This is a genomic window from Acinetobacter sp. AS23 (genome assembly GCF_023612055.1).
Lineage (GTDB): Bacteria > Pseudomonadota > Gammaproteobacteria > Pseudomonadales > Moraxellaceae > Acinetobacter > Acinetobacter oleivorans.
Genome location: NZ_CP082274.1, coordinates 1,349,570 through 1,375,157, shown reverse-complemented (window position 1 = coordinate 1,375,157; position 25,588 = coordinate 1,349,570). Strand labels below are relative to the sequence as shown.

Sequence of the window (25,588 nt, the reverse complement as noted above, 5' to 3'; positions counted from 1 at the left end):
TCTTTACATTCAACATGCCAACACTTGAACCACAGACATCATGTTCTCAACTCCACCTTGCTCTCTTACACCACGAATAGGTGCCACATCGAGATAGTCACGGCCAACTGCAAGGTAGATATGATGTTTGGGTGTAAACAACTGATTGCTTACATCAAAACAATACCACTGATTTTCTACAAATACTTCCGCCCAAGCGTGACTGGCAAGGTGCGGATAGTTTTGATCAAATAGATAACCAGAGACATAACGTGCTGGTAATTGTAGCGCACGACACATTGCAATTAAAACATGAGCATGATCTTGGCATACACCTTCTCCAGCATGAAAGGCTTCAGTTGCAGTTGTCTGAACTGAAGTACTTTCAGGCTGATAAAGTATTTTCTGCAAAATATATTCACTTAACAATGCAATATGCTCTCGATCTTTGACTACTACAATATTTCTAGCAAAATCCAACATTTCTGGATCACATCGTGTTGCACCTGTCATCTGCAAAAACAAATTTGTAGGTGTAGATAGATTTACACAACCCAGCTCTACATCTTGAAGCTCAACAATTCCTTGAGCCATAAATGTAAGATGTTGGTATTGATAGCGCTGACTAGCCGTCATCCAGACATTGTTAAATATGTCCCTTTTGATCGTTTTGTCACCCGGCACGCTAATTGCCCAATTCATAACATGTTGATGTGGCGATGTTTGAGGCATCATTTTAATATACTGAATACTGTTTTGAGCAGTTTCCGTATAGCTATAATGCGTTTGATGATTAACCATCAATTTCATAATTAGACCTCAAACATATTTTCCAACTGCTGCGTAAAAGTATAATAAGCGTCCCACGTAAGTTGCTGTTTCAGCACTTGCCAATTTTGATCTATAGTCTCCCAACCTAAGTCAGCAAGCCGTTTCACCAAAATATCTAGCTCCAACACCAGAGCTGATAAATCTTGCCCAAAACGTAACTCAATATCAAATTGCTCTATTTTTTGACCTAAATGCAGAAATAAACAAACATCTTCATTTTCCGCTTCTAGTATTTGGGTACATTGTCCAACCGCATTTCTCAAGATTTCAGGTTGAGCTTGAAGTGTGTTAATAACATGATTTAATTCTGCATAAGCCTTTGATGACAATATACCTCTTAGTCCCTGAATATTATCTTTAGCAATAATGAACTGGTTCAGTAATGAAAATGTTTGCTTCTTGTCTAACATATAGTGATTTAGTAATTCAGCATTTTCTATGACCAAACCAAATGCTGCTGCAAATTTTGTTGCTTTCTCATCTTGTGTAAAGGGTAAATGAGAGGCTGCGAATTTAACTCGCATTAAATATCGACCCAACCAATATATTTGATGCGCACTCGAATTGAGTAAAACCATAAAGTTCCTCTTTAACCCACAATCAGGAATGTAATGTTTCGACAACCCATGTATCTTTTATACCGCCACCTTGGGACGAATTTACAACTAGAGAGCCAGCCTGCATCGCCACACGTGTTAAGCCACCCGGTACTATTTCTGTACGATAAGGTGAGCTCAATACAAATGGACGCAAATCGATGTGACGTTCAGCTACCCCTCCTGTCGTTAAAGTGGGAGCAACAGATAAAGCTAAGGTAGGTTGTGCAATGTACATATGAGGCGTAGCGATCAATTTTTTTCTAAAGTCATCAATTTCACACGAGCTGGCTTTAGGCCCAATTAACATGCCATAACCACCTGAACCCTGTGCTTCTTTAATAACCAATTGATCTAAATTAGACAGCACATAATCTAAATGTTCATCTTTACGGCACTGATAAGTAGGTACATTTTTTAGAATTGGGGTTTCACCCAAATAATATTGGATCATTTGGTCTACGTAAGGATAAATAGATTTATCATCAGCCACCCCTGTTCCAGGCGCATTTGCAATCACCACATTTTTTTGCAAATAAGCAGACATAAGACCTGCCACGCCTAATGCACTGTCTGGTCGGAATGCTAAAGGATCTAGAAAATCGTCATCTAAACGGCGGTAAATTACATCTACTTTTTGACGCCCACGAATAGTTTTGACAAAAACTTGATCATTTTCTACAAATAAATCCCGATTTGTAACCAGCGGTACATCCATTTCACGTGCTAGAAAAGCATGCTCATAAAAAGCACTGTTAAAACGTCCCGGTGTTAGTACCACCACAAAAGGCTGGTCCGCAAGTGAGTTCTCCTGCAAGATTTCTTTTAAAAGTTTTGGATAATGCTCAATTCCCTGTAAATTATTAGCTGCACATAGCTCCGGCATCAATTGTTGGCTAATGTTTCGGCTTTCGATCATGTAAGAGACACCTGAAGGTGTTCTTAAATTATCCTCCAATACAAAAAACTCTCCTTCACCATCACGAATAATATCAATTCCGCTAATTTGTGAATAAATTTTACCTTTCAAAGCATGTTTGAGCATATGGGGTTGGAAAGCCTCATTCCCCATGATTTGATCTTCGGGAATCAGTTGTTCTTTTAAAATATGTTGTCCATGATAAATATCATCTAGAAAATAATTTAATGCTTTAACGCGCTGCGCACAGCCCGAAGCTATTTTCTCCCACTGTTTTTTTTCAATTACCCGGGGAATTAAATCAAAAGGAATCGTTCGCTCTGTACCTTCTTTATCACCGTATACGTTAAAAGTAATTCCATGATAAAGAAAATGCTGCTTCGCTTGAGCATTTAATTCTTTTAACTCATCTAAAGTACGAATACTCAACCATTGTTCAATTTTTTTAGAAGCCGCTCCATTTGATGTCACATCATCCAGCATCTCATTAAAAAACTCTGATTTTAGCTGTTCAAATAAATTGGTTTGTACGGAAATATGTTCTAAAAAAGAGGTTGGGTCAATGAGTGCCGTAGTTGTCTGCTCTTGTATAAAAAAATCATTATCTATATGTAATTCATGCTCTTGTTCTGACATAACCACCTCGTCTTATCATTTATCTATATTTCATTTTTAAATAAGCAATTTCAGTGCCATTTATATATGTTTAATATTTTTTTACGGTGTTTTGTTATAGCTTTCTTCTTCTAAATCTTAACATCGATTCCAAAAGGTTAAGTAAACCGAATCTGACAAACTTGCTAAATGTGTAAAGATTTTTTATTGTGTTGACACCAAAGCAATTGGATATAGATGTATTACGCTTATGTCTGTAATAGAAAAAGAAACTTCGAATAGTTTATATCGCCAATGGCAGATCTTGTCGCGCCTTCCAACCGGTAAATGGATCGGAACACGAGAATTACAAGAAATGCTTGAACGTGAAGGTATTGATATCAGTTTAAGGACTATTCAGCGTGATTTAAATCAAATTGCTCAGCGCTTTCCGATTGAAAGCAATAAGGCCGTACCTCAGGGCTGGCGGTGGCAATCTGATGCGCCTATTCAGAGCTTACCTCACATGACGAGCTCTCAGGCAGTAACCTTTATGATGGTTGAGGAGCACCTTAAACACTTGCTTCCACCTAGTCTGCTTGATGAGATGGGGCCTTGGTTTGATTTAGCTAAACGCAGTCTCTCTACACAAAATAATGTGAGACAGTGGATTAACCGAGTACGTATTGTCCCCGCAAGCCAACCACTTATTCCACCTGTAGTCGACCGTGCTGCTCAACAAGCAATTTATGAAGGTCTACTCCAAGACAAACAAATTGAATGTGTTTATCAGGCTCGAGTAAATCAAGGTGAAGACAAAACTTATGTTTTAAATCCTTTGGCTTTGGTACAAAAAGGTGCAGTAATTTATTTGATTTGCACACGGCATGACAAAACTGAAGTTCAAACATTTGCCTTGCACCGTTTTAAATCAGCAAAAGTCTTAGATAGTCGAGCACTGCATCCTGTCAATTTTGATATTGATCATTATATCGATTCAGGTGCTTTAGGCTTCAGAGTGGACTATAAACAGCCAACTGAGTCAATCCAGCTCACATTAACTATGACAGAGCAAACTGCTCGAACTTTTTATGAAAGTCAGTTAAGTAAGGACCAAACTATCATTCCACTTGAAGAAAATATTGTAGAGGTTACCGCAACAGTACCTTTTACATCTCAACTGGTGTGGTGGCTACGTAGTTTTGGCAAAAAATTACTGCATATTGAACCAATTCAAGTACACAACGCTGTTCGAGAAATTGAATCTGAGAATAAATAGATATAAAAAAGAGAACCATAAGGTTCTCTTTAGATTTTGAATTATAATTTTCTTAATTTTATATTGGCTCTTATATTTATAGTTGTTTCAGATCAGCCTGTTCTCCCCCTACAAAACTGATCTGCTCTTTCTTTTGCGCTATTTTGAACATGAACATTGGCATGCCATTTCATATCCATTGTAGCGAATTGATTTCATTGTCATGGTTAAAGCCCTCTTGTTTGAACGTGAATTTAATATAACTGGCTACCTGAAATATGTGAAATAAGAAAAAAAGGAAGCGAAATCTATTTTCTTCCTTAGGAAGTTTCCATATATTTTTTGAACAGAAAATAAAAAAGCCCAGTCTTAACTGGGCTTTTTGTACGCTTAAATGATTAAGCTGTTTTCTTAATCATATTGTTTTTACGAATTGTGATCATTACAAGCTGAACAGCTGCTGGTGTAACACCAGGAATACGGCTTGCTTGAGCTAATGTTTCCGGAAGAACTGTTTTTAATTTCTGGGTAATTTCACGAGACAAACCAGACACTACGTCATAATCAAAATCGGTAGGAATTTTAGTTTCTTCAAGGCGCTTTAACTGTGCCACATCTTCATGCTGACGGTTAATATAACCTTCGTATTTCACAGCAATCTCGATTTGCTCACCAACCTGCTCAGAAACTTCAGAACCCGTAAGTTCTGCAATTTGACCAAAGCTAATATTAGGGCGTTTAAGCAAATCAATTGCGCTACATTCTTTACTTAAGTCAGCACCCGTCATCTCAACGAATTTTTTACCCATAGGGTTATTTGGTGCTGCCCACAAATGTTGTAAACGAGAGGTTTCACGCTCAACCGCTTCCATTTTTTCACAATAAGCAGCCCAACGAACATCATCAACCAGACCAAGTTCACGGCCAACAGTCGTTAAACGCTGATCTGCATTGTCTTCACGTAACATCAAACGGTATTCCGCACGTGAAGTAAACATACGGTACGGTTCTTTGGTTCCTAAAGTGATGAGGTCATCAACCAACACCCCCATGTAAGCTTGGTCACGCTTAGGTGTCCACTCTTCTTGTTCCCACGCACGGCGCGCAGCATTTAAACCTGCAAGTAAACCTTGAGCACCAGCTTCTTCATAACCTGTCGTACCATTAATTTGGCCAGCAAAATATAGACCATTAATCGCTTTAGTTTCGAGAGTGAATTTCAAAGCTTGCGGATTGAAATAATCGTATTCAATCGCATAGCCTGGACGCAAAATATGCGCATTTTCCATACCACGAATAGAGCGAACAAGCTCAAACTGCACATCAAATGGAAGCGAAGTCGAAATACCATTTGGATAAAGCTCGTGTGTATCTAAACCTTCTGGTTCCAAAAATACTTGATGTGAGTCTTTATCAGCGAAACGGTGAATTTTATCTTCGATTGATGGGCAGTAACGTGGCCCAACACCTTCAATAACACCTGTATACATTGGTGAACGATCTAAACCACCACGAATAATGTCGTGGGTTTTTTCATTCGTATGCGTGATATAACAATTTACTTGTTCTGGGTGCATAGAAGCATCACCCATGAATGACATGACTGGAGACGGGAAATCACCTGGCTGCGGAATCATGACTGAAAAATCAACTGAACGCGCATCAATACGTGGTGGAGTTCCAGTTTTTAAACGCCCCACAGGTAGTTTTAATTCACGTAAACGTTGAGCAAGTGCAATAGAAGGTGGATCACCCGCACGACCACCGCTTGATTTTTCTAAACCAACGTGGATTACACCGCCTAAGAATGTACCTGTAGTCAACACAACAGTTTTAGCATCAAAGCGAATACCCATTTGGGTAACTACACCTTTAACTGTATCACCTTCAACAATCAGGTCATCAGCTGCTTGCTGGAAAATATCAAGATTTGCTTGATTTTCCAAAGTATCGCGGATGGCAGCTTTATAGCGCACACGGTCAGCTTGAGCACGTGTTGCACGCACTGCTGCACCTTTGCGCGAGTTTAAAATACGGAACTGAATACCACCTTTGTCGGCAGCTAACGCCATTGCGCCACCAAGTGCATCAATTTCGCGTACTAAATGCGACTTACCAATACCACCGATTGCTGGGTTACAACTCATTTGACCCAAAGTCTCAATGTTATGGGTCAAAAGCAAAGTCTGTCGTCCCATACGCGCAGCAGCAAGGGCTGCTTCCGTACCTGCGTGACCGCCGCCGATAACAATAACATCATAAACTTTAGGGTAGTGCATGAGTACAAAACACCAGAAAAAAAAGACGAAACATTATAGCAAAATTATCTGCTTATTGATGTACATAATTACAAAATTGTCTTCACATGGTTTACGGTACTCCACATGTTTTGACATTTTGTTGCATGAATTCAATACAAAGTGAATGTTTTTAAGAATTTTTCATCTTAGAATAAAAAATGTACAGCACTTCTACGACTTTAAAATTAACGCAACGAGAAGGAACACAAAATGAAAACGACTATGTTAAAAATCTTAACCGCATCTCTCCTTTGTTTTTCAGGCGTAACGTTTACCCACGCTGCGACGAATCATACTGCTAAATCGACTCATACGGCTAAATCAAGCAAAACAGCTAGTCATACTGCAGATTCGAGCAAATCAGTTGCGCAAAAAGAACTTAGAGCTTGTGTAAAAAAACAGCAAGGTGAATGGGTATCTTATAGCCATAATGGTGTAACCTTTAATGGTACTTGTGAACCAAACGAAAACGGTAAACTACAATTTAAAGCCCCTGCTCCTTAAGCAGTTTTGAAATAAGGTAGAGAAGAAGTTATTTATTTTCCGCCACATCTCATCAGTATTTTCAAAGACGGCTCATTAAAGATGAGCCGCTTTCTTTTTTAAAATGATCTAGTCCGCTACAATACGCCTTTAAATAAAATTTTTAGGTCCTTTTCGTGAAGTGGTTACAAATACACATTACCGTTGATCAAGAACAAGTTGAGTTCACAGAAACACTTTTAATGTCTCTAGGTGCGGTAAGCGTAACTCTGGATGATGCTGAAGATCAGGCTTTACTTGAACCATTACCAGGTGAAACACCTTTATGGAACAAAGTAATCGTGACAGGCATCTATCAACAAGACGAACAAGACCCAATTGATGTCGACACTTTAGAAGCTTTCTTAAAAGCTCAACTTCCAGATGCTCCTATACGTCACGAAGAACTTGAAGACCAAGTATGGGAACGCGCATGGATGGATTATTACGAACCAATCCAAATTGGGGAAAAGTTCTGGATCGTACCTGAATGGATAGAGCCACCAGAAGCTGATGCAACTAACATTAAGTTAGATCCAGGTCTTGCGTTTGGTACAGGTAACCATGCAAGTACCTTCTTATGCTTACAATGGCTAGGTAAAACTGACGTTAAAGATAAGATCGTGATTGATTATGGTTGTGGTTCAGGCATTTTAGGTGTAGCCGCTTTATTATTAGGCGCAAAAAAAGTATATGCCACAGATATTGACCCTCAAGCTGTTTTAGCAACAAAACAAAATGCTGAACTTAATGGGGTATTAGACGGACTATATGTAGGCCTTCCTGAAGAATTCGATCAAGAGTTCAAACCTCAGCAAGCAGATGTTCTAGTTGCAAATATTTTGGCTGGTCCATTAATGGCACTTGCACCAGAGTTTGCAAATTTAATTAAATCTGAGGGTGAGTTCGCACTCGCAGGTGTAATTGAAGAGCAAGTTGCTGATGTTTCAGGTGTTTATTCTGAATTTTTTGATATATTAGATGTCGAAAAGCGCGAAGAGAACTGGTGTCGCATTTCAGGAAAACGTAAAACAATAAATTGAGACTTTTAACTCATGAATGAAAAACAAACCCGCTGCCCTAAGTGTTTAACAGTTTATAAAGTATCTCTTACTCAATTGACTGTTGCTCAGGGTATGGTTTGTTGCCCTAAATGTGATTCAAGCTTTAATGCACTCACCCATCTGATTAATATTGAAAATCCTGTCATAGTTAACTCATCTACATTAGCCAACGGCTCAATGCAAACGAGATATATGACACATTCACACGTGCTAGATATCTTTGATCAAAAAGTTGAAAATTCGAATATTGATCTTTTAACCTATCTCAACAACTTAAATTATTTTCATAACGAACCTATTAACGCCCTACCAAATCTTAATTTAGCTGAACAAAATTCCTCGCAAGAACAAGACAATAATAAAAAGCATAGTTGGCTGTACTACACGCTCTGGAGTTCTGCTAACCTTATTTTAATTTTAGTTTTTACTTTTCAAATTCTCTGGTTTAATCCTAAGCTCATGCATGCAAGCCCAACCGTTAGCCATGCGTTTAATTATGTTTGCGGAATAATGCACTGCAATAAGTCAGCCGAACAATATCAACTTATTTACATAGAAAAGTTAAAGCTTCGCAAAGTTGACACAAGTCATACGCAATTCTCAGGCATATTACTTAATCAGAATGATAAAAGTATTGAACTTCCCAACCTAAAGTTGAGTTTTTCAACAGAGCCAAATAAAACAGAAGAAATTATATTGACTCCTCAACAATATCTTGTTGAAAACTTAAGAGGTATTCAGCGCATCCCCTCTGATACTCCTTTCCGATTCCAATTTGAGCTAAACAAAAGCAAAAAAAGCCTATTAAATTATCGATTAGAAATTGTCCACCCCTAAAATGTAAAAAAAGTGAAAAAAAAATAAAAAAAAATGCAGTTAATTTGCTCACTTTTTCCTAGACAATGGTATGATACGCGCCACGAAAGCTTTGACTCATATACTCCTCGCTCTCAATCCAAAAAAAATACTGTTAAGCATGTGTGCTTTTCTACTTTAAGCACATAGCCTAACTTTTTTTGTTTTTGAGGGAGCTGTAACAAATATTTAACTATTGTTACGCTTATTTTTTATTCAATACGAAGAAATATGGCAAGCTAATTGTTCTTATGTTTTAGAGTCACTGTTTTAGGATCTAAAACAGGACTCCGTATTTTTAGACCACATTTATATACTACTTTATCCAAGTTAGTATTTGATTTTCGGATTAACTCGCATGAATAGCAAATCTCCTATTTTTACTGCACAATCTGATGTTGCTCTTCGCATCCACGTGGATCGCGCAGTTCGTCATTATTTTGCACAATTGCAAGGTGAGCAACCATCTCAGGTATATGACATGGTGCTAGCAGAAATGGAGAAACCTCTTTTATCTGTAGTTCTTGAATATACACGTGGTAATCAAACCCGTGCTGCAGAGATTCTTGGACTCAACCGTGGCACTTTACGTAAAAAGTTAAAAGCTCACGGTTTAATGAGTGAATAAATGATAAAATGCTCACGACTTCGTGGGCATTTTTTTATGCTTATTGGTTTTAATCCGTAGACTTGAAATTGTTGAATTAAACATCATGACTATTAAACGTGCTTTGATTTCTGTATCTGATAAGACAGGAATTGTCGAATTTGCTCAAAACCTTGCAGCTTTAGGGGTAGAATTATTATCTACAGGCGGCACATACAAGTTGCTTAAAGATAATAACATCGCAGTTGTTGAAGTATCTGAACATACTGGCTTCCCTGAAATGATGGATGGTCGTGTTAAGACATTACATCCAAAAATTCATGGCGGTATTCTTGCTCGTCGCGGCTTAGACGAAGCAGTAATGGAAGAACACAACATTGATCCGATTGATCTAGTTGTTGTAAACCTTTATCCATTCGCTGCGACAGTTGCAAAACCTGACTGTACCCTTCCTGATGCAATCGAAAATATCGACATCGGTGGTCCTACAATGGTTCGCGCAGCTGCTAAAAACCATGCTTCTGTAGGTATTGTAGTAAATGCTTCAGATTACGACACCGTAATCAATGAATTAAAAACTGCTGGTTCACTTTCTTATGAAACACGTTTTGATTTAGCTGTTAAAGCATTTGAACATACTGCTCAATACGACGGCATGATCGCTTCTTACTTAGGCGCTCGCGTTGGTAAGACCGAAGGTGAAGCTGATTTATTCCCTCGTACGTTCAATACTCAATTGAACAAAGCACAAGATCTACGTTACGGTGAAAACCCACACCAATCTGCTGCATTTTATGTTGAAGCAAATGCAAAAGAAGCATCCGTTTCTACGGCAAAACAGTTACAAGGCAAAGAATTGTCTTATAACAACATTGCTGACACAGATGCTGCACTTGAATGTGTTAAATCATTCGCAAAACCTGCTTGTGTAATTGTAAAACATGCTAACCCTTGTGGTGTTGCTGTTTCTTTAGACGGCATTAAAGCTGCTTACGATTTAGCTTATGCAACGGATCCAGAATCTGCTTTCGGTGGCATTATTGCATTTAACCGTGAGTTAGATGTTGCAACTGCTCAAGCAATCGTTGACCGTCAATTCGTTGAAGTGATTATTGCTCCAAGTATTGCTGATGGTGTGCTTGAAGTTACTGGCGCTAAGAAAAACGTACGTGTTTTAGTATGTGGCGAATTACCTGCAATTGATGCACGTGCACCACAACTTGACTACAAACGCGTTAATGGCGGTTTATTAGTTCAAGATCAAGACTTAGGTATGATTACTAAAGATGATCTTAAAGTAGTCACTAAATGCGCACCAACTGAACAAGAAATTGATGACCTCATCTTTGCTTGGAAAGTTGCGAAATATGTAAAATCAAATGCAATTGTTTATGCGAAAAATCGCCAGACTATTGGTGTTGGTGCAGGTCAAATGAGCCGTGTTAACTCAGCTCGTATTGCTGCCATCAAAGCTGAACATGCTGGTTTGGTTGTTGAAGGTGCTGTGATGGCATCTGATGCATTCTTCCCGTTCCGTGACGGGATTGATAATGCAGCTAAAGCTGGCATTAAATGCATTATTCAACCAGGTGGTTCTATGCGTGATGAAGAAGTAATCGCAGCAGCTGACGAAGCTGGTATTGCAATGGTCTTCACTGGTATGCGCCATTTCCGCCACTAATTTAAATTTAGTCCTCCCTAACCCTCCTTTTATTCAGGAGGGTTTTCCACAATAATGGAGCTAACTCTCCAACTTGAGGGATAGAGGGAGATGAAAAGGATTAAAGTTAAGGAACAAATTAAAAATGAATATTTTAGTTTTAGGTAGTGGTGGTCGTGAACATGCTTTAGCATGGAAAATTGCGCAAGATACCAATGTTACTCAAGTTTTTGTTGCACCAGGTAATGCTGGAACTGCAACAGAAGACAAATGTGTTAATGTTCAACTTGATATTTTAGACAACTCAGCAATCATTGCTTTTGCTAAAGAAAATAATGTTGATCTTATTATTGTTGGTCCAGAAGCACCATTAGTTAATGGTGTAGTAGATGCTGCACGTGAAGCAGGTTTAAAAATTTGGGGACCCACTCAATATGCAGCGCAGCTTGAAGGCTCAAAAGCATTTGCTAAGCACTTTTTAAAGCGTCACAACATTCCAACTGCTTTCTATGACGTTTTCACTGAAGTAGATACAGCTAAAGCGTATGTTGAAAAAAATGGTGCACCAATTGTAATTAAAGCTGATGGTCTTGCTGCCGGTAAAGGCGTAATCGTTGCAATGACCAACGAAGAAGCTTTTGCAGCAATTGATGACATGCTTGCTGGCAACAAATTTGGTGATGCTGGTTCACGTGTTGTAATCGAACAATTCCTTGCGGGTGAAGAAGCTTCTTTCATTTGTATGATTGATGGTAAAAATATTTTACCAATGGCAACTTCACAAGATCACAAGCGTATTTTTGAAGGCGATCAAGGTCCTAATACCGGTGGTATGGGTGCTTACTCTCCTGCTCCAGTGGTAACTTCTGACATTTTCGAACGCGTTATGACTGAAATCATGCGTCCGACTGTTGATGGCATGGCTGCTGACGGACATGTTTACACTGGTTTCTTATATGCTGGTCTAATGATTGATGAGCAAGGCCAACCACGTGTGATTGAGTTTAACTGTCGTTTTGGCGACCCTGAAACTCAACCGATCATGATGCGTTTAAAATCATCTCTTGTTGAATTGGTAGAAGCTGGTATTGCTGGTAATTTACCAAAAGAAGCTGAATGGGATGAACGCAAGTCAATCGGTATTGTACTCGCAGCTGAAGGCTATCCTAATAGTGTACGCAAAGGTGATGTAATTTCTGGTATCGGACAATCACCTGAAGATACTAAAATTTTCCATGCAGGTACTGCAACTCGTGAAGATGGTCATATCGTGACTTCTGGTGGTCGAGTTCTTTGCGTAACAGCATTGGGCGACAGCGTTCTTGAAGCACAAATTAATGCGCTAGAAGTATGTGGTCAAGTTACCTTTACTGGTATGCAATATCGTAATGACATTGGCTACCGCGCAATTGCACGTGAAAAAGCTTAAAAAACCTACAAGTTTAAATGCTAATAAAAAAGCCTCTATATAGAGGCTTTTTTATTACGTATCACGATATAAGAAAATCGTATAAATCTTTAAAATTTTGCTAAAGATATCAACAAATAAAAAGAAGCCCCCTATATCAAGCATACTTTTATTGATATCATTAGCATAACGTTGTAACTGTCATCAGACACTGCTGTTTTAATAATTTCCATAAAGACTTGCTCTACACATTATGACTGTAGAGAGTTTTTTAATATTCTAAATTTATGAATGCTCGTTTGGCTACTGTTGGGGATGAACTGTTTGGGGAAACAGTTTTTGTTTATTAAACAATTACCCTCTGTTATAGCCAAAATATGCAAGCAAATTATGGAACCCCAGAAAAAGATCACAGAGTTTAGACTAGTTGTAATTTCAACTCCTCTCTTTTCATATTGATATAGATCAATCGTTATTGTTCTATATCTTAATCAGGACTTTTTTAAATGAAAAAGCTGATCAGCCTTTTTTTAAGCATGTCAGTAGTATTATTGACAGCATGTAGCAAACAAGAAAATGCTCAACAAGCCGAACAAAACAATGATAGTACCAAAGTACAAACGGTAGTGATTGCCTCTACAGGTTCGGATGCTGAAATTTGGCGTTATATCGCATCTTTACCTGAAACCCAAGCTGCTGGCTTAAAGTTAGAAGTGAAAAACTTCACAGACTCCGTTTCAATGAATACAGCAATTGCAAATAAAGAAGTAGATTTGAACGCATTCCAAGCTTATTCTTATCTTACTGCATTTAATAATTCAAACCCGGATAAGATTGCAGCGGTTTCTACCACTTATATTGAGCCAATGGGGATTTATTCAAGTAAATACAAAAAAATTGAAGAACTTCCTGAAGGTGCAATTATTTCAATCCCGGATGATGCTGCCAGCGAATCTCGTGCGCTACTCTTGTTACAAACTGCTGGCTTAATCAAGCTTAAAGCTGACTTTAATCCTATTCAGGGCAGTCCAATTGATGTTATCGAAAATCCCAAAAAGATCAACATCAAACCAATCAAAATGGAAACTGCATTACGTCTTAAAAATGAATTTGATGCAGTTGTATTAAATAATACCATAGCACTCGAGGGAGGTTTAAACGTACTCAAAGATTCTATGTTCTATGAACCTATTGATCAAATCTCAAAAATTAGTGTCAACGTTCTAGCAACTGCTGAATCACGTAAAAATGATCCTGTCTTGCAAAAAGTTGGTAAGCTTTACCACAATGCAGCTGTTAAAAAATACATTGAAGAACACTTTGGTGGAACAAAAGTTGACGTAGACAAACCAATCAGCTATCTCTCAGAAGCTAAATAGTAATATAATAGCCCAAACGTGAAACAGGCAAATTCTCTTTGCCTGTTTTTTCTTTCCAGCATAGTTTCTGAAGATATGATTCAATTTAAAAACATTTCAAAGCACTATCAGCTCAAAAGTCAAACCATACGCGCACTCGACGAAATCAATTTAGAGATTCCAGAGGGCAGTATTTTTGGCATCATTGGCTATAGTGGTGCAGGTAAAAGTACCTTAATCCGCCTGATCAACCTACTTGAGCGACCAACAGAAGGTCAAATCATTATTAATCAGAAAGATTTCACCGCTTTGGATGCGCGCTCATTACGTCAGGAACGTGCAAGTATTGGAATGATTTTCCAGCACTTCAATCTGCTACAAACCAAGACAGTTGCTGAAAATATTGAAATGCCAATGCGCCTACTGAATTACAATAAGGTAGAACGTGAAAAACGCCTGAATGAGTTATTGGAATTCATTGATCTTAAGCATAAAAAAGATGCTTATCCAGATGAACTTTCTGGCGGACAAAAGCAACGTGTCGGTATTGCCCGTGCTTTGGCAAATCATCCAAAAATTCTTTTGTGTGATGAAGCAACTTCTGCTCTAGACCCGCAAACTACCAAATCAGTTTTAGAACTGCTGAAGAAAATTAATCAAGAGCAAAAAATCACGATTGTTATGGTGACCCATGAAATGGATGTCATTGAAACTATTTGTGATCATGTGGCTGTGATGGAAGCAGGTAAAGTCATTGAACAAGGTTCAACGATTGATATCTTTAGTAAACCTCAACATCCAACGACTAAAAACTTCATTCAAACTGTTTTACATCAACAGTTGCCTGTAAATATTTTAAATCAGCTCGAAAACCAGCATCATCATAGTATTTACTGCTTACAATTTTTAGGACGTTCTGCTCAAGAACCTGTAATTCAGTCACTAATTAAACAATTCGATATTAGCTTAAATATTTTATTTGCTAATATGACTGAAATTAATGGCACAGTCATTGGTCAAATGTTTGTGCAGCTTTTAGGTGATCCTCAGCTCATCAAACAAGCTATTGAGTTTTTGGAACAAAATGAAGTAGGTGTAGTTCAATCAGGAGATCAAGTATGAGAGATTTAATCGTACAATGGTTAACTGAACTTACTCAACCTTTCTGGCACAGCTCCCTTTCTATTGATCAATTCGTTACAGCTTTGCAAGAAACCTTTAATATGGTTTTCTTCGCACTTTTGTTTGGTGGTATTTGGGGATTTATTCAGGGAATTATTTTATTAGTTACCCGTCCAGAGGGCATTTTACCGAATAAAGTGATTTATCATTTACTTAATCCAATTGTAAATGCTTTACGCTCCCTCCCTTTTATTATTTTACTTATTGCAGTGATTCCTCTTACTAAGCTGTTAGTAGGTACTTCAATTGGTACATGGGCAGCTATTGTTCCATTGACTATTTATGTTGGTCCTTATATGGGACGTCTGATTGAAACTTCATTGCTTGAAGTCAATGAAGGAATTATTGAATCTGCTCAAGCAATGGGTGCTACACCTTGGCAAATTATCTATCGCTTTATTTTGCCTGAAGCACGCAGTTCGCTCATTTTAAACCTTACAACAGCGACAATCAGTCTTATCGGTGCAACCGCTATGGCTGGCGCAGTTGGTGCAGGTGGTATTGGTGATTTAGCGATTTCTTATGGTTATCAACGTTTTGATACCAGCGTTGTTATTTTAACAGTCATTATCCTATTACTATTAGTACAGATTGTACAAACGCTAGGAAACTGGCTCGCTAAACTCCGTTAAGTCATCCATACAAAAAAGCTCTCTTCTAGAGGGCTTTTTTTGTTTTATACAACTCTTTTCTTAAAGATAGTTGAGTACATGGCTCAATACCATTTTCTGGTATGATCAGACTTAGTCATTATTATTCATTTACTCTTTGGATTTAGTTTCAGGATAAAACAATGCGTTATAGAATTCATTTTATTGATGTGCAGAATGCCCTCCAAAACTATATCTGGATTTTAGAAGATACTGAAACCCAAGAAGCTGTAGCAGTTGACCCAACAGAAGCAGAACTAGTCACCCAATTTTGTCAGAAGCATCAGTTAAATTTAAAACAAATTTGGCTTACTCATTGGCATAAAGACCATATAGGTGGTGTTGCTGATTTAACGGCTGCTCAAAATATTACTGTCTATGGTCCCCGTGATGAGCTCACAAAGATTCCGGGAATTACCCACCCCTTACAACATGATGATCATCTAAAATTTAATGATTTAAAAGTAGAGATTATTGCAACTCCAGGTCATACCTTAGGGCACATTGTATATTTTATTGAAGAATTAGAAGCTGTATTTTGTGGTGATACTTTATTTGCAATGGGATGTGGTCGCTTATTTGAAGGTACGGCTGAACAAATGTATCACTCACTGAGTCGTCTAGCAGCATTACCAACCAACACAAAAGTTTATTGCACACATGAATACACGCTTTCAAATGCCGAATTTGCTTTAACGGTAGAACCGCATAATCTTGCCTTAGCAGAACGAGCTCAAGAAGTCCGAGAACTACGTAAACAAGGTTTAATCACGCTACCAAGTACGATTGAACTTGAATTGGCAACCAATCCCTTTCTTCGCGCAGAAAGTGTTGAAGACTTTGCACATATACGTACTCTTAAAGATAATTTCTAAAATTGAGCTTTAAAAAAAAGATACGGTTTCATTTTAAGAACTGTATCTTTTTGCCTATTAGCTGTTGCCTGTAATTATTTTTTACATTTACTCTGTTTTTTATTTGCTCACTATTCTAAAAATAACGTTGAATTTATATTTTCAAAAACACTCAAGAAGACAGCTCTTTAAATAAAAAGTTATTATTTTTCATATATATAATTAATTTATTATTTTATGAAAATGAAATCTTTTCTTACTTTTTTACAAGTTGAAAAATAAAAAAAAGTTTTACCCCTTTAAAAAATCCAATTAAAACCCTATTAATAAATAAGATGTAATGCCACGGATAGAAGGAGTTCTCACGTGAAAAAGGTTGTTAAAGCTAAAAATTTGATTGCGTTTCGTATTTGGTTAGAAAAGTTAGGGTATTCAGTTAAAAATCTCGCTGACGGGAAAGGTTTTACTTTTAGTTTTAAAAAAGAATATGGTTTGGTCACTTGTGAGTTAGCAGGTAATTCATTAGCTATGCAATTAGGTGAAGAGTTTGAGGATCACTTAAAAGCATAATTTTTTACGACTTGATTTTAATTACAGTACGGTCTTTCTTGAAAGACAAGTAATGTTGCAGAACTTTAGAATGGCTTAATTAAAATATATTTTTTAGTTATTAAATAAAAAATCTGTAGCAGGGCTACTCTCCCAAATTGCCCTTAGCTACAGATTTTTTATTTTGTAAGGTTAATCTGCTTTATGGTTCTTTAATGCTTTATCAAGAAGATCTTTATCTAAAGCCTTATCCCAACGTGCCACCACAATTGTTGCACAAGCATTACCAACTAAGTTTGTTAATGCACGGCATTCAGACATAAAACGGTCGATACCAAGAATTAAAGCCATACCTGCGACAGGAACAGCCGGCACAACGGATAGAGTTGCAGCCAGAGTAATAAAGCCTGCACCAGTCACCCCTGCCGCACCTTTAGAACTTACCATTGCAACAAGAAGCAATGCAATTTGTTCACTAATTGATAAATCTACATTACACGCTTGTGCAATAAACAGAGCTGCCATAGTCATGTAGATATTTGTACCATCAAGGTTAAATGAATAACCTGTTGGAATGACCAAACCTACCACCGATTTTTCACAACCTGCTTTTTGCATTTTGTCCATTAAAGATGGCAAAGCTGCTTCTGAAGAACTTGTTCCTAAAACCAACCAAAGTTCATCTTTGATATAACGAATTAAATGAATAATTGAAAAACCGTTGTAACGAGCTACTGCACCTAAGATCACTACGACAAATAACACCGCAGTAATATAGAATGTCATAATTAATAGTAATAAATTACCAATTGATTCGATTCCATAAGCACCAATCGTGAAAGCCATTGCACCAAAAGCACCAATTGGAGCAAGCTTCATTAACATACCAACCAAGTAGAAAACTGGAGCTGTTAAGTTATTTAAAAAATCGGTAATTGGGCGTGCGCGGTCACCCAAAGCAGCTAAAGAAATACCAAATAACACCGCTACAAATAGAACCTGCAAAATCTCGCCACCAGCCAGAGGACTGACTAAGGTTTGCGGGATAATATTCATGAAGAAATCGGTAATATTTGTTGCATGTGCCTTCTCAACATAAGTATTTACTTTGTCGTTGACTAAGGTAGCAGGATCGATGTTAAGGCCTTTACCCGGTTGGATAATATTTGCCACAATCATACCAACCACAAGAGCCAAGCTTGAGAAGGTCAGAAAATAAAGCATCGCTTTACCAGTTACACGGCCCACACGGCTCATGTTTGTCATACTGGCAATGCCTGTAACAACTGTTAAAAAGATGACGGGAGCAATAATCATTTTAACGATCTTGATGAATGCATCACCAAGCGGTTTTAAACTTTCGCCAAGTTCTGGGTAAAAATGACCAATTAAAATGCCCAAAATAATTGCAAAAATGACCTGTACATACAAAATTTGGTGAAATTTCTGTTTTTTCTGTACCGTTTCTTGGTCAAGGGTATTGAAATCCATTATCTAAATACCTTTTCGATGGGGATAAAAAAATAAAATATAAAGCTAGCACCACAAGCCGCTTTAACAAGGAAAAGCCATTGTAAAGAATAAAAAACACCCTGTGTTATAAATTTAAAAAATGTCAAATTCAAAAATCATGCATTAATTTGTATAGAATACTTTTTATTTTAAGATTTGAAAAATTATAATATTTATTAAAACAAATATTAAATTATTGTTTATATTAAAATTTAACTCTATTAAAGGTAATAAAATCGACTTTAAGGACTTGTTTAACTGATTCATGACCACCATTTATTAAATAAATGATTTTATTAAAAACATGTAAATTATAAATTATGAAAATTTAATTTAAAAATAATAAGAAAAATTGATATATAATTTTTTAACAAGAGAAAATGTCTATTTCTTGTTAAAAAATTACACTAATAAGCTGTGATAAATTAATTAAAATTAGAGTGGGCCTTAAATAACCGCTCTAATAAAATATGGACATAGTCTAAGCTTAATGTACGATCAGTGAATAAGATGCGGAATAACATAGGTGCAATCACAGCTTCGATAATTTCTTGATTTTCCATCGTTAATTCACTACGCGCCTTAGCTCTAGCTTGAATAATATCAAGTTGTTGAACAATTAAAGTTTCGCACTTTCGAGCGTTTGAAGATTCAGTTGCATATAGCAAATCTCGTAGCAATGTTTGCCCTACTTCAGAAGAGTACTCTTCGAAATATTGTTCGACCCATGTCGTGATATCAAGCTGAAATGAGCCTAAATCTTTTGGCTCCATATCGGGTTTCAGCTCATTAAGAGCAACATCTGAAAATAACTGATTGATATCTCCCCAACGACGATAAATTGTAGAAGGTGTTACACCTGCTTCATCAGCAATCATGGGTATAGTAATTTGGCTTTGCTCCAGATTTTTTTGAAGCTCTTTTACTGCTTGATGTACCGCAGTTTGAATTCTTTCACTACGACCACCCGGGCGTAACCCAGTAACAACTTTTGCCATTAATTAGCTCTACTTCAATAAAAACGATTAAAATAATATTTGTATATACAAAATACACTAAAGCTAATGATTTGCTTTAGTGTAAAAATCATGTATAAAAGCTAAATATTCGCTTTTATGTTATTCATCTTATATGAACAATTCAAGTTCAAAACGGTCTGGATCATTTTTTCAGTTAGATTCAACAGTAGCATTGACCTTAAACACAATCACTCTTATGACCTTTATGGCGGCGTCTAGTGCCCCTACGCCTTTATATCGTTTGTATCAGCAGATATGGCAATTTTCGCCCGTTATCTTAACTTTAATTTTTGCGACTTACGCGTTTACCTTACTTGCTTCTTTACTCATTATTGGTTCTTTATCTGATTATATCGGACGTCGGCCCGTCATTATTTCAGCAATTTTTTTGCAAATCGCTTCAATGAGTTTTTTTCTTTTTGCCTCAGATGTTTCTATGTTATTTATTGCGCGTGGCCTACAGGGTATCGCAACAGGTCTTGCCGTTTCTGCAATTGGAGCTGCAATTTTAGATTTTAGTAAGCATCATGGTTCCCTAATTAATAGTATTGCTCCAATGGTCGGCATGGCAGTAGGCGTTTTTATTACATGTTTTATTCTGCAATTTTCAGCTCAACCCTTACATTTGGTTTTTGAACTCTTATGTGTTTTCTTTGCATTTGAACTTATTCTAAGTTTCTTTAATCCTGAGACTGTACGTAAAAGATCTGGAGCTTTGGCTTCTTTAAAACCCAACATGGCTATTCCTCATCAAGCAAGAGGTGCTCTATTAAGTATTAGCCCTATTAATATTGCGCTTTGGATGGTGAGTGGTTTTTTCTTATCACTTATGCCCTCTTTACTGGCAAAAATTTTTCAGACATCTTCAGCTTGGCTAAACGGCAGTATGTTTATGGCGCTCGCACTTTCAGGTGCGGCAGGGATTCTGACTCTTAGAAAATCTACCAATTTTCGTATTTTGCTCACGGGCACCTTATCCATCATTATTGGTGCAACCGTTTTATTTTTAGCGATCAATTTTACAAGTGCTGTGGTTCTACTTATTGGTTCTATTATTACTGGAGTGGGTTTTGGTACAGCTTTCATGGGAGCAATTCGTACTGTCATGCCCCTCGCTTTACCCGAAGAACGCGCAGGTTTAATGGCTGCATTCTTTGTTGAAAGCTATTTGGCTTTTAGTGTTCCAGCAATTCTGGCAGGCTACTTTGTGGGTAAAATCGGACTTATGAATAGTGCCAATATTTATATGAGTTTAATTATTGGTCTTTCACTAATTGCTCTTCTAATGATTTTTAAAAATATTAAAAGCAAATAAGGATGTGTTAAAAAGTCAGCCTCAAATGAAGCTGACTTAAATAATTTAAAACAAATGATACTTAAATAAATAATTTAACTTCCGATTACTACATTGATGTCTATTGAAATTCGTTAGACTATTTTTAATATCAAAATTCACTCGTGAGCTGAACTTCGATACTAAATAAATAAAATGCTCAAAAGGATTTTCTATTTATCATTATAAAATATAAGGAAATTTATTATGGATAATTTTATTTTGACAACTTTTGACTGGGTTCCAGAATTACCACGAGGTTTTGTAAGAGATATAAGGATAAGATGGGCATTAGAAGAGGCAAAAATGCCCTATCAAATAAATAGCGTATCTTTTTATAAACGAGGAGCTGATCATTTTTCTCACCAACCTTTTGGGCAAGTTCCTTGGTTAACAAATGGTGATATTTCAATTTTTGAAAGTGGCGCTATCTTATTTTATTTGGGTGAACGTAGTCGTGTACTTTTACCTTCAGATCCGAAACAGCGTAATGAAGCTATAGAATGGTTATTTGCAGCACTTAATTCAGTAGAAATGGCGAGCCTTCCTTGGGCTTTATTAAGATTTTCTAATGCTCAGACAGATAGTCCCGCACACAAACAATTTGATGCCTTTCTTCAGTCTCGCCTTCAACATATGGAGTCATTTCTTGCAGAGCGTGAATGGTTAGCTCAGTCGTTTTCTATTGCCGATATTGTTATGGCTGACGTATTACGTTTGGTGAATAAATTTGATGGGTTGACAGAATTCCCCCATTGTCTCGCATATGTTCAGAGAGCAACTATACGCCCTTCTTTTCAAAAAGCGTATGCTGACCAAATGGCTCATTTTGCAGTGGCAGATGCCAAGAGGAATGCTTAAACATGTCATCATTTAAGCATTCTACATTTATTAAGCTAAAACTTAAGATTTACTGATCACGCCAAGGCTTCAAAAAACGTTTTACATATTTTTTAAAAGGCCACGTAAACTGTTTTACAAAACTATTTGGGATTTTATAGCCCACGGTTCCATATACACTCGCCAAATGACTAGGCATATATACGCTTTTAAAAATGACATCATAGAGTGGAATAAACGCAGCGTAATTTTTATCAATGGCAGGTTTTTCTGAAGAATGATGCCAATGGTGAAACTCTGGCGTTGCGATAATCCAGCGCAAATATGGAAAACGAAAACGCACATTAGAATGAATGAAAATAGCGTGAAATGAAATAAAAACTAAATAAGCAAAAACTGCTGAAGTATGAAAACCTAACAGAAAAATCGGTAAAGTCGCAATAAAGCGAGTCATTAGCACTTCAATGATATGCAAACGAGAAGATGCTAACCAATCCATATATTCAGTCGAATGATGAATTGCGTGAAAACGCCATAAGAAATTAACTTCATGCATAGCGCGGTGCAACCAATACACCGTAAAGTCGACCACAATTAATAGTTCAATAAATTGCAGCCAAATTGGCTGAGCTTGTACATAAGGCACAATTGGATTATCAGGTAGATGCGTAATCCAATATTGAATCGGCATGACGGTTAAAAAGCTAAATAATTGAATGCCAACATGGCTGACCATGAAATATTTCATATCAGTCACCCAGCCCACCCTTAATATTTTCTGTTCAAGATTTTTAGCAAAAAAACCTTCAAGCGGAATAAAAATGAACGCTAAAATGAATAAGGTTAGTACAAAATAATCGATACCTGCATAAAACGGTACACTTGGTAAAACCGGCGCCTCAATTACACCACAGCCCAAAACTGCTGCTACAAGTGAAAAACATAGTCCGTAAAAGCCATATCTGTTTTGACGGACAATTGCACTAAATGCACCAAAACCAGCGCTAATAATAATGCCCGTAATCAGGCCATAATAAAAAATATGATAATGTTTTGCGTAAAGAGGACGGAGTTCTGGAGTCGTTAATACACTGGGAAATAAAAAGCATAATGCACCAAACAGACAAAGTAAGCTGAGTGACATTGAAATAAAGGCGCTGATTTTCCCTAAACCTGCGTTCAGTTCTAAATTCTCAAATTTTGCTCTTAATTGATCTGTCATAATTCATATACAATTCTTATTGTGTATAACGCGAATGCTATCAAAATTTAATAATAAATTGGAAAGAACTTTAAGTTCTCAGATCAAAGCGCTTAATCTGAAAATGAAATTTTAAATAGCTGTAAATAGTTTTTATAAAACTTCAAATATTTGACCGACAGATTGAATCAGCCATTTTCTGGCAATAATATCATCACTACGATTAAACCAGTTCAAGCTCACTTTAAAAGAATCCATAGCGAAAGGTAATTCAAACATTTGGACATTACCATGTGCTAAATAATGTCGAGCTGCTCGCGATGGTAGTGTCACCAACATATCTGAACTCTGCAAAACACCTTGTAAAACACTAAAATGTGGAACCTCTAAACGAATTCGTCGCTTCAAATCCATTGTTTTTAGATATTGTTCAATTTGGATATGCCCTGTCGATGACTTGATGGCAACATGATCTTCTTGCAAATATTGCTCTAATGTCAGTTGCTGCTGTAGCCTTGGATGGTCAGCTCTAGCAATGCATACATATCTTTCTTCAAATAAAGTACGTGTTTCTATTTTAGGCATTATGGTCTGTGTACTATTAAATACGGCTAGATCTAAAAAGCCATCAATAAGCCACTGTTCAACCTTAGACGACTGAATCTCTTCAATCTCAATTTGAATATAGGGCGCTGTTTTCTGCAAAAAGGCCATAAGACTAGGCAATAGGCAAATCTCCCCTGCGTCAGAGAGTCCGATTCGGAAAGTTTTATTGGAGTTTTCAGGATGAAACTCCTGTGCTTGAGCAATCGCTGATTCAATATTAAAAATCGCTTGATGAAAAATTGGATAAAGCTCATGTGCAACTTTTGTAGGTTCGACCCCACCTCGGCTTCGGGTAAACAACTCGTCATTTAATTGACGGCGTAAACGGTTCAAATTATAAGTCACAGAAGGCTGACTCAAATTCAATTTATCAGCAGCTTTACTAATATGCCGAGACTCATAAATACAGACAAAAACTTTAATCAAACCTAAATCCATGGTTCTGATCCTTTAAATACTCTAAACAAAGACTTTAACTTCTTTGCTTAGAGTTTAGTTCCTTTTACAGGAATGAAAATGCTTAATTCTTATGGAGATATACTTGAATTTAGCATTACACGTTTGGTTCGATTACAAATACTTATGGCAATAACACTTAAGGTTGCCAGCACACAAGGAATGGCTAGCGCGATAAAATTATATTCAATGGGTAAATGCAAACTTAAAAGCCAGCCGCATAAAATCGGACCTAAAATCGCCCCAATACGGCCTACGCCCAAAGCCATACCAATGCCAGTACTGCGAATTGGTGAAGGGTAAAACTGAGCCATATAAGCGAGCAATAAAATTTGCCCGCCGATAGAAGCCGCTCCTGCAATGGCAATACAGAGATATAAAATGACCATGGGTAAAGCATAGCTCAGCAAGTAAAGTGAAATTGCACCCGCTAAGAAGAGTAAACAAATGACTTTGCCTAGGTGAAAACGATCAGCAAAGTAACCACCACCGATTGCACCCAACATCCCACCCAAGTTTAGCGCCAATAAAAAGACCAGACTGGTTGATAAATCATATCCGGCCTCGACCATAAGTTTTGGTATCCAGTTACCGAGCGCATAGACCATCAGTAAAGCCATAAATACACTCATCCAGAAAAACACAGTGACTAAAGCACGGTTCTCGGTAAATAGAGCAACCAAAGGACGAGCGGCGGTTTGTTGATTTTCTTGGTGTAATACGATGCTTGTATGATCAGCTATGTTTTGTTCTGGTGCTAGCTGTTGAAGTAAATCATGCACCTCATTCCATTTTTTCTGGCGAACTAGATAATCGATTGATTCGGGTAAAAATTTCCAAATAATAGGTAATGAAATGAGTGGAATACCCGCCAAAATAAACATGATTTGCCAACCAAATTTAGGAACCAACCACATGCCTAAAAGTGCTGAGCTCATGCCACCAATTGCATAGCCACTAAACATGAGCGATACCAAAGTTGATCGTAATTTCTTTGGGGCAAACTCGGTCATTATGGCAATAACATTTGGCATTACGCCGCCCAAACCGAGGCCGGCAATAAAACGATAAATGGCAAACTCTTTAGGACTGTTGGCAAAACCACATAACACCGTAAAACCGCTAAAAATAAAGACACACAGCATAATTAAACGCTTACGGCTAAAGCCATAGGACTCTAATTTGTCGGCCAAACTACCGAAAATCATTGCACCAAACATCATGCCAAATAATGCAACACTGCCCAGCAATCCAGCAGTCATACTATCTAACTGCCAATGTTGCATGAGCTTAGGCAATGCAACACCATAAATGACTAAGTCATAGCCATCAAAAATAATAATGAGCGCACTCAGCAAGATCACCCGCCAATGTAATGGTGTTAATCTTGCGTCATCAATCAATTGATTTGCATTTAGTTTTTCCATAATTGCTT

The 25,588-nt window shown here is 37.3% G+C and carries 23 protein-coding genes; 14 read left to right on the top strand and 9 right to left on the bottom strand.

Annotation, left to right across the window (positions count from 1 at the left end; genetic code table 11):
* Positions 1–9: 9 nt before the first annotated feature.
* Genes K6I41_RS06420 through K6I41_RS06410 form a run of 3 tightly spaced genes read right to left on the bottom strand, consistent with a single transcriptional unit; the run spans position 10 to position 2,961 of the window.
* The gene (locus K6I41_RS06420) at positions 10–789 is read right to left on the bottom strand and encodes a transglutaminase family protein (protein WP_250375433.1); all 780 of its coding nucleotides are present in this window, start codon (positions 787–789) and stop codon (positions 10–12) included.
* Between the two features lie 2 nt (positions 790–791).
* A complete protein-coding gene (locus tag K6I41_RS06415) occupies positions 792–1,388 on the bottom strand; it encodes an alpha-E domain-containing protein (protein ID WP_250375432.1) in 597 nt (198 codons plus the stop codon).
* A 22-nt stretch (positions 1,389–1,410) separates the two neighbouring features.
* Positions 1,411–2,961, bottom strand: a complete 1,551-nt coding sequence (locus K6I41_RS06410) for a circularly permuted type 2 ATP-grasp protein (RefSeq protein ID WP_250375431.1) — start codon at positions 2,959–2,961, stop codon at positions 1,411–1,413.
* A 229-nt stretch (positions 2,962–3,190) separates the two neighbouring features.
* Here K6I41_RS06410 and K6I41_RS06405 point away from each other — a divergent pair, with 229 nt between their 5' ends.
* Entirely contained in the window at positions 3,191–4,198 is a 1,008-nt protein-coding gene (locus tag K6I41_RS06405) for a helix-turn-helix transcriptional regulator (protein WP_004791440.1), read from the top strand.
* A 377-nt stretch (positions 4,199–4,575) separates the two neighbouring features.
* On the opposite strand, the gene mnmG is transcribed toward K6I41_RS06405, so the two are convergent.
* Complete coding sequence (gene mnmG, locus K6I41_RS06400) at positions 4,576–6,456, bottom strand: tRNA uridine-5-carboxymethylaminomethyl(34) synthesis enzyme MnmG (protein ID WP_013197329.1); 1,881 nt, start codon at positions 6,454–6,456, stop codon at positions 4,576–4,578.
* Positions 6,457–6,687: 231 nt separating this feature from the next.
* Between mnmG and K6I41_RS06395 the strand changes: the two genes are divergently transcribed.
* From K6I41_RS06395 to K6I41_RS06345, 11 genes are all read left to right on the top strand, one after another.
* Entirely contained in the window at positions 6,688–6,981 is a 294-nt protein-coding gene (locus K6I41_RS06395) for a lipase chaperone (RefSeq protein WP_013197328.1), read from the top strand.
* Positions 6,982–7,136: 155 nt separating this feature from the next.
* The gene (gene prmA, locus K6I41_RS06390) at positions 7,137–8,042 is read left to right on the top strand and encodes a 50S ribosomal protein L11 methyltransferase (protein ID WP_250375430.1); all 906 of its coding nucleotides are present in this window, start codon (positions 7,137–7,139) and stop codon (positions 8,040–8,042) included.
* A 12-nt stretch (positions 8,043–8,054) separates the two neighbouring features.
* The gene (locus tag K6I41_RS06385; RefSeq protein WP_250375429.1) at positions 8,055–8,900 is read left to right on the top strand and encodes a DUF3426 domain-containing protein; all 846 of its coding nucleotides are present in this window, start codon (positions 8,055–8,057) and stop codon (positions 8,898–8,900) included.
* Positions 8,901–9,276: 376 nt separating this feature from the next.
* A complete protein-coding gene (gene fis / locus K6I41_RS06380; RefSeq protein ID WP_001086304.1) occupies positions 9,277–9,546 on the top strand; it encodes a DNA-binding transcriptional regulator Fis in 270 nt (89 codons plus the stop codon).
* Positions 9,547–9,631: 85 nt separating this feature from the next.
* Positions 9,632–11,206, top strand: a complete 1,575-nt coding sequence (gene purH / locus K6I41_RS06375; RefSeq protein WP_013197325.1) for a bifunctional phosphoribosylaminoimidazolecarboxamide formyltransferase/IMP cyclohydrolase — start codon at positions 9,632–9,634, stop codon at positions 11,204–11,206.
* Positions 11,207–11,330: 124 nt separating this feature from the next.
* Positions 11,331–12,614: a phosphoribosylamine--glycine ligase gene (gene purD, locus K6I41_RS06370; protein ID WP_250375428.1), complete on the top strand. Its 1,284-nt coding sequence runs from the start codon at positions 11,331–11,333 to the stop codon at positions 12,612–12,614.
* A gap of 485 nt (positions 12,615–13,099) precedes the next feature.
* Entirely contained in the window at positions 13,100–13,972 is an 873-nt protein-coding gene (locus K6I41_RS06365) for a MetQ/NlpA family ABC transporter substrate-binding protein (protein WP_192835474.1), read from the top strand.
* A gap of 75 nt (positions 13,973–14,047) precedes the next feature.
* Entirely contained in the window at positions 14,048–15,073 is a 1,026-nt protein-coding gene (locus tag K6I41_RS06360; RefSeq protein ID WP_005306792.1) for a methionine ABC transporter ATP-binding protein, read from the top strand.
* A complete protein-coding gene (locus K6I41_RS06355; RefSeq protein WP_004791423.1) occupies positions 15,070–15,765 on the top strand; it encodes a methionine ABC transporter permease in 696 nt (231 codons plus the stop codon). The genes K6I41_RS06360 and K6I41_RS06355 overlap by 4 nt, the downstream gene beginning before the upstream one ends.
* 161 nt (positions 15,766–15,926) lie before the next feature.
* The gene (gene gloB, locus K6I41_RS06350; protein ID WP_049837023.1) at positions 15,927–16,658 is read left to right on the top strand and encodes a hydroxyacylglutathione hydrolase; all 732 of its coding nucleotides are present in this window, start codon (positions 15,927–15,929) and stop codon (positions 16,656–16,658) included.
* A 345-nt stretch (positions 16,659–17,003) separates the two neighbouring features.
* Positions 17,004–17,207 (top strand): hypothetical protein, encoded by a 204-nt coding sequence (locus tag K6I41_RS06345; RefSeq protein WP_003652518.1) that lies wholly within the window; start codon positions 17,004–17,006, stop codon positions 17,205–17,207.
* A gap of 171 nt (positions 17,208–17,378) precedes the next feature.
* Here K6I41_RS06345 and K6I41_RS06340 read toward each other — a convergent pair whose 3' ends face one another.
* Positions 17,379–18,677 carry a dicarboxylate/amino acid:cation symporter gene (locus K6I41_RS06340; protein ID WP_004791418.1) on the bottom strand — a complete coding sequence of 433 codons (1,299 nt, stop codon included), beginning with the start codon at positions 18,675–18,677 and terminating at the stop codon, positions 17,379–17,381.
* Positions 18,678–19,123: 446 nt separating this feature from the next.
* A complete protein-coding gene (locus K6I41_RS06335; protein WP_250375427.1) occupies positions 19,124–19,696 on the bottom strand; it encodes a TetR/AcrR family transcriptional regulator in 573 nt (190 codons plus the stop codon).
* 133 nt (positions 19,697–19,829) lie between these two features.
* Between K6I41_RS06335 and K6I41_RS06330 the strand changes: the two genes are divergently transcribed.
* Positions 19,830–21,032, top strand: coding sequence for an MFS transporter (locus K6I41_RS06330; RefSeq protein WP_250375426.1), 1,203 nt, complete (start codon positions 19,830–19,832; stop codon positions 21,030–21,032).
* Positions 21,033–21,257: 225 nt separating this feature from the next.
* Positions 21,258–21,911: a glutathione S-transferase family protein gene (locus tag K6I41_RS06325; RefSeq protein WP_250375425.1), complete on the top strand. Its 654-nt coding sequence runs from the start codon at positions 21,258–21,260 to the stop codon at positions 21,909–21,911.
* A 49-nt stretch (positions 21,912–21,960) separates the two neighbouring features.
* Here the strand turns inward: K6I41_RS06325 and K6I41_RS06320 are convergent, their stop codons facing one another.
* From K6I41_RS06320 to K6I41_RS06310, 3 genes are all read right to left on the bottom strand, one after another.
* Entirely contained in the window at positions 21,961–23,112 is a 1,152-nt protein-coding gene (locus K6I41_RS06320) for a sterol desaturase family protein (protein ID WP_250375424.1), read from the bottom strand.
* 132 nt (positions 23,113–23,244) lie between these two features.
* Positions 23,245–24,135: a LysR family transcriptional regulator gene (locus K6I41_RS06315; RefSeq protein WP_151827850.1), complete on the bottom strand. Its 891-nt coding sequence runs from the start codon at positions 24,133–24,135 to the stop codon at positions 23,245–23,247.
* An 89-nt stretch (positions 24,136–24,224) separates the two neighbouring features.
* Complete coding sequence (locus tag K6I41_RS06310) at positions 24,225–25,580, bottom strand: MFS transporter (RefSeq protein WP_005306808.1); 1,356 nt, start codon at positions 25,578–25,580, stop codon at positions 24,225–24,227.
* Between the last annotated feature and the right edge of the window lie 8 nt (positions 25,581–25,588).